Raw genomic sequence first — 15448 nt, 5'->3', positions numbered from 1 at the left:
CATACTTTTCTTTGTATCTATTTTAACTATCCTTATACTATGTAAAACACAATAGTGTCTTAAAAAATATAGAAGTTACTGTGTATTACACAACCCTTCTAAAAATTTCAGCAACTTTACTATGTAAAACGTAGTAGTCCTTTTAAAATTTAGTACTACGTTTTACGTAGTACTCTTATATTCTTATGTTATCATAGTATTGTGTCATACACAATAGCTATATATTAAAAATATCATAAATAGAACATAAAGATTTATAAATACATTTAATTCCAATATTATAATTTATTTCACAGTTTCTTTATACATTTCAATATAAAATAACCAAGGCTTTAAGCCTTGGTTATCCAATGTTAAAATAAATTATTTATAGCTTTCATATACTTCTTGAATTTTATCCCAGTTAAATAAATTCCAAATGCTATTAACGTAATCTGGTCGTACATTTTTATATTTTAAATAATACGCATGTTCCCAAACGTCAATAGTCACAAGTGGTTTTTTACCTTTACTTAAAGGTGACTCTTGATTTAAAGTAGCCATAACTTCTAGCTCAGCGTCACTATTTAAAACTAGCCATCCATAACCTGAACCAAATTGTCCAATAGCAGCTTTAGAAACAGCTTCTTTCATATTAGCAACGCTTCCAAAAGCTTTATTGATTTTTTCAAGTAATTGTCCTTTTGGTTCGCCTTTTCCACCTGGTGTTAAAATACTAAAGTAAAAGTTGTGGTTTGCCACTCCTCCACCTTGATTAATAACTCCTTGGCGAATTTCATTTGGAATACTATCTAAATTCTCTAACAATTGTTCTAAAGTTTTACCTTCAGTAAGTGCTTCATGTCCTTCAAGTAATTTGTTAAGATTATTTACGTATGTTTGTAAATGTTTGCCGTAGTGAGTTTCTACTGTTAAAGCATCAATGTGTGGCTCTAGCCCATTGTATTCATAAGGTAATTTAATTTTATCATATGTCATTTTAATCCACCTACCCTTTCCATTTATAACATATGCTTATATTTTACCACTTTTCATCCATATAAGCACTAATAAAAATTTTTACATATAATTTATTATTATAATTTACTTAATATATTATTCATTAATATTTCATATACATTAATATGTTATAAATTTGTTTTAAAAATCAATAATTAAGGAGAGATGTTTTATGAAATCCACACTATTTATGTGGGAATGCATTGGTGCAATTATGATTTTCCTAATAGGGGCATTAATACATTTTGGCTATGAAGTAACAAACAAGTTAACTTTTACCTCTGGTATCTTTGCTGTTAATGAAAGCATATGGGAACACTGTAAACTTACCTTTTGGGCTCCTATTATCTTTGCTATTATAGAATATTTTTTTGTCGGTCAATATGTAAATAATTTTCTCTTTGCGAAAACTATAAGCGCCTATATAACTACAATTTCAATGTTAGTCCTTTATTATGGAATGCTTAAAATTAGTGGCTCCCACTCACTTTTAAAAGATTTAATTATCTTTGAAGTTAGTATTCTAATAGGGTTATTAGTAAGCTATAATTTAATGCAATTGCCTGAATTTCCATCAATTATGAATAAAATAGCTATTATTATGTTAGTTGGTGCTACATTCACTTTTTATTTATTTACCTATTGTCCACCAAAATTACCTATATTTTATTGCTCTGTATCCAATTCTTATGGTATCAAAAATTAAACTCTCACAACAAATACAATTAAAATTGACTGTATCAAAATTAACTAAATGTTAATATTTTGATACAGTCAATTTTGAAATTTCTTATATATTAGGTATTTCTATTATAAATTCCGTTCCTTCATTAACTTCACTTTTTACTTTTATATTTCCTTCATGAGCTTCTATTATTGCCTTAGATATGGTGAGACCTATACCCGCTCCTCCCGTAGCTCTAGTTCTTGATTCATCAGCTCTATAAAATCGCTGGAAAACATACGGTAAGTGTTCTTTAGAAATTCCTATGCCACTATCCTTTATGTGTATTATCGTTGTATTCCTTTCCTTATAGCATGTAATTTTAATTATTCCCCCAAATTCAGTATACTTTATTCCATTCGAAATAATATTTACTAGTGCTTGAGTAATTTTATCTCTATCTAAATTTATAATAAAATTTTCTATATTATTTTTTACATTAATATTTTTATCATGAAGTTGCTTTTCAAAATTAATTAGAATCATTTCTACTAGATCCTTTATATTTACTTCACTTTTATTTAAAATCAAATCTTCACTTTCGTATCTAGAGAGATGTTCTAAGGAACCAACCAACCTGCTTAATCTTCGCACTTCCTCATGAATACTTTGTAGTCTTTCTTCTGTAGGTTCCCAAATTCCATCTATTAATGCCTCCAATTGTCCTTGCATGGTAGTTAGCGGAGTCCTAAGTTCATGGGATATATCCTTAGTCAAAGTTTTTCTTATCTTTTCCTCTTCATCTAAACTATTAGCCAAGGTATTTACTGAATTAATCATTTCCTCAATTTCCTTTATATTGCTTTCCTCTTTAATTTTATTTTTATATTTCCCCGTAGCTATAAAATTTGTAGCTTTAACCACACTTCCTATAGGTTTGCTTATTGAAGTAGAAATTAAAACACCTATAAATATGGAAATACATAAAGAAAAAATCCCTACAAAAATTAATATATTATCTAAGGTTTTAAAAAAAATCACATCAGAATCATTGTAATAAAGAGGACCATAGTAGCCTATTTCAAGAATTCCCGCAGATTTGTCATCTATTTTTAAATTATATACTTCCTCAGTATAATTACCTTTATATCCTGGATTTACAATGCTCATATTGTAACCCATCTTATCCATCATTGCCTCACACATACTACTATTATGAGTTTTAGCACTCCATACTACATTATCTGAAATATCTTTAATACTTATAATAAATCCATTATTTATAGCTTCAAGTCCTATGGTTTCTATATTTTTATTGTCCCACTGTCCATTTTTATAAGTATTACTTATATCTTTAATCAATACTTTTTTTCTCTCTTCTATAATATCTTCTAAATATCTATTAAAGTTTTTCTTCATAAATATATGAGATGAAAAACTAATCAAAAGAATTATTGTCATAGAAAATAGTAGAAAAATCAAAGTAAGTCTATGTTTTAATTTCATCGAATTATTCACCACCAAACTTATATCCAATGCCATGAACTGTTAATATATATTTAGGGTTTTTACTATTATCCTCTATCTTGCTCCTTAAATTTTTTATATGAGAATCTATTATTCTATCATAAACATCACTATCATCTCCTAGCGCTCGATCAAGAAGTTCTCCTCTAGTGAATACTTTCTTTGGACTTTCACATAAAGCTAAAAGTATCTTGAACTCTGACGGAGTTAATTCTATTAAATTATTACCATGTCTTACCTCATAAGTATCTAAGTTTATAACTAAGTTTCCTTTATTAAAGCTTAGAACATTATCTCGTTTATAATTCAAGGCTCTTTTTAGCACTGCATTTACCCTAGCCACTACCTGCTTAGGGCTAAATGGTTTGGTAATATAATCATCAGTACCTAGAGAAAAACACTCCAAGATGCTTTCTTCCTCTACCTTGGCTGTTAGCATTATTATAGGCACCTCTGATTCCTTTCTTATGATTTCACAAATTTTTTCTCCCGTTATATCTGGTAACATTAGATCTAAGATTATTAATCTAGGATTGTATTGTTTATATTTATATATAGCTTCACTTCCATTAATTGCTGTTATAACACTATAACCAGCCTTCTTTAGATATGCTTCCAAAACCTCTAAAATTTTAACTTCATCTTCTACAATAAGTATATCCACTTGCATCTATACTCCTCCATTAATTTAAAACTTCTTATAGTATACTTCCTAATTATAATAAACCATTATGAAGATTCTATGTAGAATTCCTCCATAAAATCTACATAACTTAAATATATACTTTAGCTACTATCTTAAAATTATATATGAGGTGATAATTTTGTCTAATAAATCCATAACTCTAAATATTGATAATATGGTATGTATTTCCTGTGAGAATACTATAATAAGGCATTTAAAAAAACTTTCAGGAGTTACAAGTGTAAAAGCAAAATACACTAAAGGAACTGTCCATATTGAATATGATTCTGAGAAAGTATCCTATTCTACCATAGTTTCTACCATTGAAAAATCCGGCTACAAAATTACTAGTGATAAAAAAAATAGTCACTCAGAATTTTTCCCCATTGTGGGAATATTCCTTATAGCTTTACTTATAATACGCCTTGGCAAAGGTACTGGCGTATTCGATATGTCATCTGCTTTAAGTAGTAAAGTTAGTTACATTGCTCTATTTACCATTGGCGTTTTGACCTCTTTACACTGCGTGGGTATGTGTGGTGGAATAATGATGTCCCAAAGTATTACATCATCAATTGTACCTGAAAAAAATAAATTTAAACCTGGACTTATGTATAATTTAGGCCGTTTAATTTCTTATACGGTTTTAGGAGGTATTGTAGGTGGTATTGGTAAAGCATTTTCTCTTTCCTTTGGAGCTCAAGGCTTCATAGCAATAGTTGCAGGTGTATTTATGGTAATTATGGGTTTGAACTTATATGGTTTTAAAGCCCTTCGAAGACTTTCTATAAAGCTTCCTTGGAACGGCTGTAATTCCCAGAAAAAATCTAGAAATCCCCTTATAGTAGGATTTCTAAATGGGTTTATGCCTTGTGGTCCCCTACAAACAATGCAGCTTTATGCTCTAGCTTCTGGTAGTGTTATAGCTGGTGCAACTTCAATGTTTTTCTTTGCTCTAGGTACAATTCCTTTAATGCTAGGCTTTGGAGCTATTGCTAATCTACTTAGTCAAAAAAATTCCAACAGATTAATTAAATACAGTGGTGGTATTATCATAGTTTTAGGTATTATCATGGCTAATCGTGGCTTATCTTTAATGGGAGTTAATTTAATGCCTAATTCCTTATCTTTAGGTGGAAATAATAATACAACTATATCCGAAAAATCTTCAGCTAATAAAGCAACAATTTCTAACGGAAAGCAAGTTATAAAGATTTCAGCTAATAATCAAGGATATACTCCAAATGTAGTTTATATTCAAAAGGGAATTCCTACAGAGTTTATAATTGATGGTGAAAGCATTAACTTCTGTAATAATAAAATTGTTATTCCATCTATGAATATTGAAAAGAATTTATCCTCTGGAGAAAATGTAATAGAATTTACTCCAGACTCTGGAGACATAAACTACAGCTGTTGGATGGGCATGCTTAGAGGAACAATAAAGGTAGTAGATGATTTAAATTCTATAAGTGATTCTACTATACAGAATGATATAGATAGTGAATTTTATTATCCCTCTAATGATTCTAATAATCAATTTTTTAATGGTGGTTTTTCTTGCCATTAATAAAAAAAGTATTAAGGTAACGTTCCTTAATACTTCTTTTTTATATACACTTTATATAATAGATATTTTAATTGACTCTTTAAAATTAATTCACTAGTTAAAGTCATCTATTAATTTTATCCTTTTAATTTTTATTCTAGCACTTCAGAAATAGTTACTAGTACTTTACTATCTACTTCAGCAATTATGCTATGATCTATTCTTGCATCAAAGGGAAGGAAATCACCTTTTTTTAATCTAAACTTTTCTCCAGTTTTAAATTCCATAGTTATATCACCTTCATATACTTGAATTGATGCATAACCATTATGAGTATGATATGGCTTACCACTTCCTTCTACAAAGTTGAAGAATATAGTTTTAAATTTTTTATTTGATGCTATAACCTTAGTCTTAATCTCTATATCATTCATACTTATAGGTACTAATATATTTTTATCTAAACTCATTTTAATTTCCTCTTTTCAAACTTATTTTTTCTTCTTATCTTACTTATATATTAACGTTCCATTAAATATATATAAGTAAATCCTATGTGCAAGATATTAATTTAATGCAGCTAATAATTTTTCTATATCTAATCCATGAACTATAGCAGCTTCTGCAAGAGTTTCTGCTTGAGCTGATGGGCATCCTACGCATCCCATACCAAAACTCATTAAAATTTCAGCAGCTCCTTCTTTCATTCTTATAACTTCACCTATTGTCATATCTTTATTTATCATATTCTTTTCCTCCTATAATTTAAATTTTTATTTATAACTAATAATTTTGGATTATTAGTACCTCTTACAAGTTAAAGTATACTAAAACAATCAACTTTATTCGGTAACATTCGTTACCAATCAATAAATATTTATAAAAAAGTATTCAAAGGTAAACTCCTCAGTTTAACCTCTGAATACTTCATTACTTGTAATTATTAGCTTTCCATGAACATTTTCATGTCATCTTCTACATTAGTTATTCCACCGATACCAAAGTTATCTATAAGAACTTTAGCAACATTTGGTGATAAAAATGCTGGTAATGTTGGTCCTAGATGAATATTTTTAACTCCTAAGTATAACAGTGATAACAATACTATTACCGCCTTTTGCTCATACCATGCAATATTATATGATATTGGTAGAGCATTAACATCATCAAGACCAAAGACTTCTTTAAGTTTTAACGCTATAACAACTAATGAATAAGAGTCATTACATTGTCCTGCATCTAGAACTCTTGGAATTCCTCCAATATCTCCCAGATTTAACTTATTGTATTTATACTTTGCGCAACCAGCTGTTAGAATAACTGTATCCTTTGATAGTTTCTCAGCAAATTCTGTATAGTAGTTTCTTGATTTAGCTCTTCCATCACAACCAGCCATAACAAAGAATCTTTTTATATCTCCAGTTTTAACAGCCTCCACAACCTTATCAGCTAAAGCTAGTACTTGATTGTGTGCAAATCCACCAACTATTTGTCCCTTTTCTATTTCCGTAGGTGCTTTACATTGCTTAGCCATTTTTATAATCTTAGAAAAATCTTTTACTCCACTTTTATCAGCTTCTATATGATCACATCCTGGCATTCCAGTTGCCCCAGTTGTAAATAATCTATTCTTGTAAGATTTATCTGGAATTACTATGCAGTTTGTAGTCATAAGAATTGGACCATTGAATTTTTCAAATTCTTCCTTTTGCTTCCACCATGCATTTCCATAGTTTCCTGCAAAATGTTTATATTTTTTAAACTTAGGATAGTATTGTCCAGCAAGCATTTCTCCATGGGTATAAACATCTATCTCTGTTCCTTCTGTTTGCTCTAATAACATCTCTAGATCTCTTAAGTCATGTCCTGAAATCAATATTCCTGGATTTTTTCTAACTCCAATATCTACAGTTGTTATTTCTGGATGTCCATAGGTTTCAGTATTGGCTTTATCTAATAATGCCATACCATCTACTCCATATTTTCCTGCTTCTAATGCAAGTGCTACTAAATCATCAACAGTTAAACTATCATCTAAAGTTGCAGCTAATGCCTTAGCCATAAATCCATGAATTTCCCTCTCATCATATTTTAGGTTCATAGCATGCTTCATGTATGCTGATAATCCTTTTAATCCATAAGTTATAAGTTCTCTTAGACTTCTAATATCTTCATTTTCAGTAGCAAGCACTCCAACTTTTTCAGCCTTAGCATCAAATTCTATAGTATTATCTGCTGTCCAAGCTACTGCATCTGCCATTATTATTTCTTTCTTTTGTAGACCAAATATCTTTTTAAAGAATCCTCCAGTTATTTTAACTTCTCCAACTTGTCCACCAGCACTAACAACTTTTCTTTTTAAAGTTTCTCTTAATTTTAAAGTTTCTCTTACTCTATTTAAAATAGCATCTCTATCGAAGTTAGCATTAGTAATAGTAATAAATAAATTTTCTGTAATATATTTATCTACTACCGTATCAATAACATTTACTTTTCTTCCTTCATTACTTACGATAGCTAATCCTTTAGTTACATATACTAATAAATCTTGAGCCTTTGCAACTTGCTCGTCTTTACCACAAACACCTTTTATAGTACAGCCTTTACATCCTGCTGTCTCTTGACATTGATAACAAAACATTGACATAAATTTCTCATCTCCTATTAAATTGTTATTATTGCTTTTCACAAGTTAAAGTATACTAAAGTACAAAACAATATTCGGTAACATTCGTTACTAAAAATCAAAAGAATATGTATTTAAATATGTAAATAAAATTCAGATATCAATATAAACAAATAAAATGAACTTTAAGCACAAACTCTCATGCACTTAAAGTTCATCATTTCAAATATTAAAGATATTTTTTCTCTAACTCCTCTAATATTGATGTATATTTTTTCATAACCTCAGTATTTGCATCTTCAAATTCAACACACTCTAAATTTACCTTATCAATGATTTCTTGCTTTAATTCTCTAGTAGCAAATTTATATATTACATTATCTTCTTTATCTATATGCCTTTCTAAAAGATGAGTATAAGAAATGGCATTAGCAATAACATCTAATATAGCTTCTTTATTTCCTGATTTTAAACTTTCAAGTGCCTCACTTAGTCCTGTAATGTAAAGTCTTCCTAAATCATGTTCTACAAGCATACCATATTTTACAGTTTTCTCTGCTATAAGTCCAAGTTCATCTACCATCTTATTAAAAAGAATTACCTCTTCTTTTTTATGGTGATGTGCATCTGCATAATTTCTAATGAAATCTATCATCTTATAAAAGTCTTCGTAGTTTACATTCTTTTCTTCTAAAGCTTTATAAGTAGCTTTTCTAACCACAGTAAGCATACGTTTAATATACTTATGCTCTTCCATCATTAAATCTATAGCATTCATTTCTTCTCCTCCTTCTACTTTCTTTTAATTGCTTGAGTTCCATCTTCTAATTCTACATACTCAAAGTTATTATTAACTTCATTAACAAAAGCTTTAATCCACAATCCTCTTAAGCTGTAGAAATAAGAAACATCTCCAGATTCTCTATTCCATATATCCTTATGCACACAAATTCTTCTACTCCACTCTACCATATCTTCAGTAGACACAAGGACCTCATTCACTCTATCACATGGCATTCCATCTAATATATAGTCATTTATTCTATCATATATATCCATAGCATTACTTGCTGCATCTAATTTTTCTTTAACTTCCTTAGCTGCTTTCATTCCTTGATGAATATATATATTTTCTAATTTTGCCTTAGCTTTTTCATTATTATTAAGTAATTTAGTTGTCCAAGCTGCCATTCTTCCCTCTGCTGAATGTATCTTTCCTTGTAGCCAACCATGAATATTACTTGTATCTATCATGTCTTCTAAAGGAAGATTTGGTAATTTTTCTCCGTGATTTTTATTGATTTCCTTAGCTAATGAAACTACATCTAGTCCCTCTTCCTTAGCTAGATTAATTATCTCTTCCTCTAATCCTTCAAACCATAATATTTTGTTAAATAACCAATAATGTACTTTTCCAAGATATAAACTCATATTTTTTCCTCCTATTATTTAATTGATTTTAAAACTATGATCATGTTTAAAATCTATATTGAAATTACTTCATACCATTAATTTCAACATCTTTATAAATCATAATCCTTTAGTTAAATATATTTTAACCTACCTAATTTATATTAACCTTCATAAGCAGATTATATTTTATTAATCCCTACATCTATGAGTTTATAGTAATATGTATATAAATTCGGTAACATTGGTTACCAATATCAAAATTTAAAGCTGATATATCAAAATATTTTATGATATATCAGCTTATACTTTGTACATTTATCCTATTTATAATTAAAATTCAATAATTCTTCAAACTCTTCCCTTGGCATAGGTTTTGCAAATAGATATCCTTGTGCCATTTCACAACCTATCTCTTTTAGGAAATCAGCTTGTTCCCGCGTTTCTACACCTTCACAAATTACTTCCATGTGAATATTTTTTGCCATATCAACTATACTTTTAACAATATCTTTACTACGTTGTGAATTAGTTGTTTCATCTAAAAATGCCTTATCTATCTTTAATGTATTTGCTGGGAACTCTTTTAAAAGGTTTAGTGATGAGAATCCAGACCCAAAATCATCAACAGAGATTTTAAATCCTACCTTTTTTAAGCCTATCATTTTTTCTATAAGTCTATCAGCATTTTTCATAAAAGCACTTTCTGTTAATTCAAACTCCACTAATTTAGGATCTATATTATAGCTTTTAACTAACTCATTAATATCCTTAACTATATTAGGATTATTAACATGAAATCTAGAAACATTTAAAGATATTGGAACTACTCTTTTTCCATTATCTAATCTTTCTCTTAAATATTGCAATACACTTTTATAAACATACATATCTAGGTTTAATATAAATCCATTTTTCTCAAACAAAGGTATAAATTTTACTGGAGAAATTAATCCTTTTTCAGGGTCCTGCCATCTAACTAAAGCCTCAGCTCCTACGATTTTCTCTGTATTTAAATCATATTTAGGTTGATAATAAACCTTAAATTCTTTATCTATAAGAGCCTTATACATTTTATTTTCTATCTCTAATTCCTCAATAATTTTATTTTCAAAACATTGATCATAAAAGGCAATTTTATTTGCATGCGAACCCTTAACTGATTTACGTGCTATGTTAGCTTTATTGATAATATCTTCAACCTCTATATCATTAGAATCAAATATATATATCCCACTTACAACTATTAATCTATAATTTTTTGCAATAACTTTTTCTATTTGTCTAAAAATATTTTCAAATTTTGTTAACCTACCATTTAATTCTTTTCTATTTGTGTATTCTACAAGTATTAAAAAATTATCCGCAGATACTCTTGCAAAAATTTCATTTTCCCCCAATGAATTATACAATTCATTAGATATTGCACATATAATTTTATCTCCTTCTTCATAACCTAAGTTATCATTTATAAACTTAAACTTATCTATATCGCTATATATAAGCGCATAAGATTTTCCTTTATTAGCCTCAAATATCTTTTTAGCTCTAACTTTAAACTTATTAGCATTCCATAGTCCTGTAAGTGGATCTGTAAATGCCATTTTTTCATAATACTTTGTCCTTCGTTGTCTCACATAAAAAAATATCAAAAGGGATATTATTACTAATAAAGATATAAAAATAATAATTTCTAATCTATATTTAACTAGTATTACCTTTAAATTTATTGGCATGGATTTTTGCACTACATTTTTCATAATAATATCTACCCTAGTTTCTTCATCTATAACATTAATACCCTTATTAAGTATAGATATTACTAGGGGATCTATATCAGTATTTACTCCAATTGATATATTATAACTTAAATTTCCAATATTCATTGTTTTTAATTCATTGTCTTTTATACTGCTAATAGCAATATTGGCTGTGTAGCTATCTAATACTGTTATATCTACTTTTCCAGATTTAACTGCATTAATGCAACTCATATAATCATTGTAATACTCAATGTTGCATTGCCCAAATTTATTTTCAAAAACTTCTTTGTTAATTTTCATATCAGTAGGTATAGCTATGTCTACATTCTCTGTTTTTATATTTCCTTCCCCTTTTCCAACTACGATTAAAGGTAAGGATAAATAAGGATTAGTTAATACTATGTCTCTAAAATGTGTATTTTTTTCAATACTAGATTCACTAGCTATTAAATCTACTTCTCCATTAGCCATTAACTTTATGGCTTCTTCTGTATTTTTTACCTGTACATACTCAAATTCTATACCTATTTTTCTAGATATTTCTTCTAACATATCTTTTACCATTCCAGAGAAGTTCCCCTGGCTATTCCTATATTCTATAGGACTTAAATAATCTTTATAAGCCACTTTCAGCACTGGCTTTCTTTTTATAAAATCTACTTCTCTTGGAGTAAGTAATGGTTGTTGATTTAAAATACTATTACCATAATATTTTTCTTGCAATTTTATGTCAAAATTTAAATCATCTAATTTTATCCTTCTTAATGCCTCATTAAGTTCATTTGTGATACCATTATTGCCTTTTTGTGTTATAAAATAAAAAGGATGAAGGCCACATTTTGCAACTAATCTACCACTATTCTGATTTGAAATGCTTCCTAAAACTATAGCATCTACATTACCTGATTCCATGTCCGCTATCATTTCTTCTTCAAAATCATAATATACTTTTTCATAGGTGAAATTATTTCGTTTTGCATAATCTTCAAAGACCGTATTTTGAAAACTTTCTTTTAAAAATCCTATTTTCAAGCCATTGAATGCTTCAAAATCTTCATAAAATACACTGCTATTTTTACTTGAAACATACATAGTTGTAAGTTCTATTCCATTTGAATATTCTACGTAGTCATATATCTTGCTTCTCTCCTCAGTGTACTGAGCCCCACACAACAAATCTATCTCTCCTTTAGATAGCTTGTCTAATAGTTCTGGCCATGTATCATAAACATATTCATAATTCCAATTAGTATATTTTGATATCTCCTCAAGATACTCCACTCCATACCCTGAAAAAAAGCCATCTTCATCTTTTTCAATAAAAGAAGGATAATCATAATAACCTACTTTAATTATCTTACTCTCAGTATCAGAAAACGCTATCATCGTCATAGCTGTATTGGTAATTATCAAAAATATCAGTGTTAAGCATAATAATTTAAATTTTCTCATCATACCCTCCTTTCTTACTGTAAATAACAATATATTTACATACCACTATAATTATCGTACTTTAAAATTATATCTAAAAGCAAGATTTTTTATCTATTATGAAATAATATTTTTATTTCATTAATTTTATTTTTAAAATTTAAATTTATTATATAATTTTTATAAAAAATAGGCTTTAGATTTATAAATACAAATCTAAAGCCTATTTTCATTTATTTTAAAACTATGATTATATTACAAAAATTAAAAATTTGATGATTGTCCTAATGCATTTCTATCTAATTTCTTGAACTCTACCAACTACACCATCCTCAAGCATTACCTTAATACCTCTTGGATGTACTGAAGAATTAGTTAATAACCTCTTAACTATTCCCTCTGTCAATTTTCCTGTGCGTTGATCTTCCTTCTTTACTACTAAGACCTTTGATCCCACTTTTACATCTGATCTTCTCGTTCCATCCATAATTATACTCCTTACTTCTTGAATAGATCTCCAAGAGCTGCAAATGGATTATCATTAGCTGCTTCTTGTTCTGCTTCTTTTTTCATCTTCTTCATGTAGTTGTTAACATCTCTCTTATCAACTTTTCCGCCCTTTTCAAATCTCTTATTAAATTGGGATGCCTTTTCTCTAAAGTTACAGTTCGATCCTGGACATACATAGATTTGACCTTCTCCATGTCCTTTAAGCATAAGTTTTTTCTTACACTCCGGACAACGAGCATTAGTAGTTCTACTAACCCCTTCTCTGTGACCACATTCTCTATCTTGGCACACATTCATAACTCCAGTTTTAGTCTTAACCTCTAACATGTATTTTCCACATTTAGGGCATTTTGCACCTGTGACATTTTCATGAACAAACTTATTACCATTGACTTTAACATCTTCAACTAGAGCTCTTGAATATCTTCTCATCTCTACAATGAAGTCCATGGCATCTTCTTTACCTTTGCTAATATCCTCTAGTTGACTTTCCCATTTAGCCGTTAAAAGTGGCGACTTAAGGTCACTTGGAACTAATTCTATAAGCTGTTTTCCCTTAGAGGTTGGAGCTATTTCCTTTCCTCTCTTTTCTATAGAAAATGAGTTAAATAATTTTTCTATAATATCTGCTCTCGTAGCTACAGTACCTAATCCACCTGTAGCATTTAAAGTCTTAGCTGCATCTTTACCCACATTAATATACTTATGTGGATTTTCCATAGCTGAAAGTAGTGTTCCCTCATTAAATCTTGCAGGTGGCTTAGTTTGACCTTTATTTATATCTACAGAGTTTATTTTTAACTTATCACCAATATTAAGCTTTGGTAGAACTTGATCTTTTAAACCATCCTCTTCGCTAGAATCCTCCATGTCTTCTCTATCATATAGTACTTTCCATCCCTTAGATTTTATAACTTTTCCTTTAGCTATGAACTTCTCTCCAGCTATTTCTGTCACTATATTAGTTTGTAAATATTCAAAAGGTGGCATCATAACACTTAAAAATCTCTTAACTACCAAATCATAAATATTTCTTTCCTCTGAACTTAAGTTAGACATATTAGGACTTTGCTCTGTAGGAATTATAGCATGGTGATCTGAAACCTTACTATTATCTACAAAACTCTTACTTGGAGTAATTTTTCCCTTTAAGATATTTGTAGCTGCTGCTCTATATGCTCCTATAGATATAGCTCTTAATCTCTCTGGAAGTGTAGCTACTATATCCGTAGTTATATATCTTGAATCTGTTCTTGGATAAGTTAATATCTTATGATTTTCATAAAGTCTTTGCATTATAGAAAGAGTCTGCTTTGCAGAATATCCCCAAATTTTGTTGGCATCCCTTTGAAGCTCTGTCAAATCATAAAGAGCAGGAGCTGGCTTTTTCTTTAAGCTTTCAGTTATATCTACAATACTTGCCTCTTGACCTCTAGCCTTCACTAAAATTTTATTAGCTACTTCTTCGCTAAAAGTACTCTGATAATTATTTTTATCTACCCATTGAAGTGAAAATTCTCTAGCCTTTGCAGTAATTGTATAGTAATCCTTTGGAATAAAGTTTTTAATATCCTCTTCTCTTTGAACTATCATAGCTAAGGTTGGAGATTGAACTCTTCCGGCTGAAAGCTGAGCATTGTATTTGCAAGTAAGAGCACGAGTTACATTAAGTCCTACAAGCCAATCTGCCTCTGCTCTACACACTGCTGCCTTATATAAATTATTATAATCTTTACCTGGTTTTAAATTTTTAAACCCATCTAAAATTGCCTTATCAGTTTGAGAAGAAATCCATAATCTCTTTAGTGGTTTTTTTACTCCAGCCTTTTCTATTGTCCAACGTGCTACTAACTCGCCTTCTCTTCCTGCATCTGTAGCAATAACTATCTCATCTATATCATTTCTTAGCATTTGCTTTTTTACTTCATAAAACTGCTTTTGAGTCTTTTTTAAAACTGTAAGTTTCATACGTTGTGGAATCATAGGTAAAGTTTCCATGCTCCACTTTTTATATTTTTCATCATAGTCCTCAGGATCTTGTAGTCCCACTAAGTGACCTAGTGCCCAAGTTACCACATACTTACTTCCCTCTATGTATGCACCCTTACTCTGATTACATTTTAAAACCTTAGCTAAGTCTCTCCCTACTGAAGGCTTCTCGGCTAATACTAATATTTTTCCCATCTTTTACTTCCTCTCTTATCTACAGTATCTATATAAAGTATTATTAACTTATTAAGCTAAATCTTATCTTTTGTATTATATCATACTTTACCTTAGTATA

Annotated in this window: 13 protein-coding genes; 2 read left to right on the top strand and 11 right to left on the bottom strand. The window is 29.3% G+C overall.

Features of this window, described 5'->3' with window-relative positions; genetic code table 11:
• Positions 1-363: 363 nt before the first annotated feature.
• Complete coding sequence (locus ABDZ93_RS13060) at positions 364-978, bottom strand: superoxide dismutase (RefSeq protein ID WP_343826851.1); 615 nt, start codon at positions 976-978, stop codon at positions 364-366.
• Positions 979-1171: 193 nt separating this feature from the next.
• On the opposite strand from ABDZ93_RS13060, the gene ABDZ93_RS13055 reads away from it, so the two are divergent.
• A complete protein-coding gene (locus ABDZ93_RS13055; protein ID WP_343826850.1) occupies positions 1172-1705 on the top strand; it encodes a DUF6512 family protein in 534 nt (177 codons plus the stop codon).
• An 84-nt stretch (positions 1706-1789) separates the two neighbouring features.
• On the opposite strand, the gene ABDZ93_RS13050 is transcribed toward ABDZ93_RS13055, so the two are convergent.
• Positions 1790-3169: a sensor histidine kinase gene (locus ABDZ93_RS13050; protein WP_343826849.1), complete on the bottom strand. Its 1380-nt coding sequence runs from the start codon at positions 3167-3169 to the stop codon at positions 1790-1792.
• A gap of 4 nt (positions 3170-3173) precedes the next feature.
• Positions 3174-3860 (bottom strand): response regulator transcription factor, encoded by a 687-nt coding sequence (locus ABDZ93_RS13045; protein WP_343826848.1) that lies wholly within the window; start codon positions 3858-3860, stop codon positions 3174-3176.
• Between the two features lie 154 nt (positions 3861-4014).
• Between ABDZ93_RS13045 and ABDZ93_RS13040 the strand changes: the two genes are divergently transcribed.
• Positions 4015-5445, top strand: coding sequence for an urease accessory protein UreH domain-containing protein (locus tag ABDZ93_RS13040; RefSeq protein ID WP_343826847.1), 1431 nt, complete (start codon positions 4015-4017; stop codon positions 5443-5445).
• Between the two features lie 131 nt (positions 5446-5576).
• Here ABDZ93_RS13040 and ABDZ93_RS13035 read toward each other — a convergent pair whose 3' ends face one another.
• From ABDZ93_RS13035 to ABDZ93_RS13000, 8 genes are all read right to left on the bottom strand, one after another.
• Positions 5577-5894 carry a cupin domain-containing protein gene (locus ABDZ93_RS13035; protein WP_343826846.1) on the bottom strand — a complete coding sequence of 106 codons (318 nt, stop codon included), beginning with the start codon at positions 5892-5894 and terminating at the stop codon, positions 5577-5579.
• Between the two features lie 96 nt (positions 5895-5990).
• Complete coding sequence (locus tag ABDZ93_RS13030; RefSeq protein WP_343826845.1) at positions 5991-6170, bottom strand: DUF1858 domain-containing protein; 180 nt, start codon at positions 6168-6170, stop codon at positions 5991-5993.
• 197 nt (positions 6171-6367) lie between these two features.
• Entirely contained in the window at positions 6368-8071 is a 1704-nt protein-coding gene (gene hcp, locus ABDZ93_RS13025; RefSeq protein ID WP_343826844.1) for a hydroxylamine reductase, read from the bottom strand.
• A 208-nt stretch (positions 8072-8279) separates the two neighbouring features.
• A complete protein-coding gene (locus ABDZ93_RS13020) occupies positions 8280-8828 on the bottom strand; it encodes a hemerythrin domain-containing protein (RefSeq protein WP_343826843.1) in 549 nt (182 codons plus the stop codon).
• A 14-nt stretch (positions 8829-8842) separates the two neighbouring features.
• Positions 8843-9481: a hypothetical protein gene (locus ABDZ93_RS13015; protein ID WP_343826842.1), complete on the bottom strand. Its 639-nt coding sequence runs from the start codon at positions 9479-9481 to the stop codon at positions 8843-8845.
• 302 nt (positions 9482-9783) lie between these two features.
• The gene (locus ABDZ93_RS13010; protein WP_343826841.1) at positions 9784-12675 is read right to left on the bottom strand and encodes an EAL domain-containing protein; all 2892 of its coding nucleotides are present in this window, start codon (positions 12673-12675) and stop codon (positions 9784-9786) included.
• A gap of 274 nt (positions 12676-12949) precedes the next feature.
• A complete protein-coding gene (locus ABDZ93_RS13005) occupies positions 12950-13141 on the bottom strand; it encodes a YwbE family protein (RefSeq protein ID WP_343826840.1) in 192 nt (63 codons plus the stop codon).
• Between the two features lie 11 nt (positions 13142-13152).
• Complete coding sequence (locus ABDZ93_RS13000; protein ID WP_343826839.1) at positions 13153-15348, bottom strand: DNA topoisomerase III; 2196 nt, start codon at positions 15346-15348, stop codon at positions 13153-13155.
• Between the last annotated feature and the right edge of the window lie 100 nt (positions 15349-15448).

It is taken from the genome of Clostridium subterminale (genome assembly GCF_039521425.1).
Lineage (GTDB): Bacteria > Bacillota > Clostridia > Clostridiales > Clostridiaceae > Clostridium_J > Clostridium_J subterminale.
The sequence above is the reverse complement of the archived record's forward strand: the minus strand, read 5'-3'. Positions and strand labels throughout refer to the sequence as shown.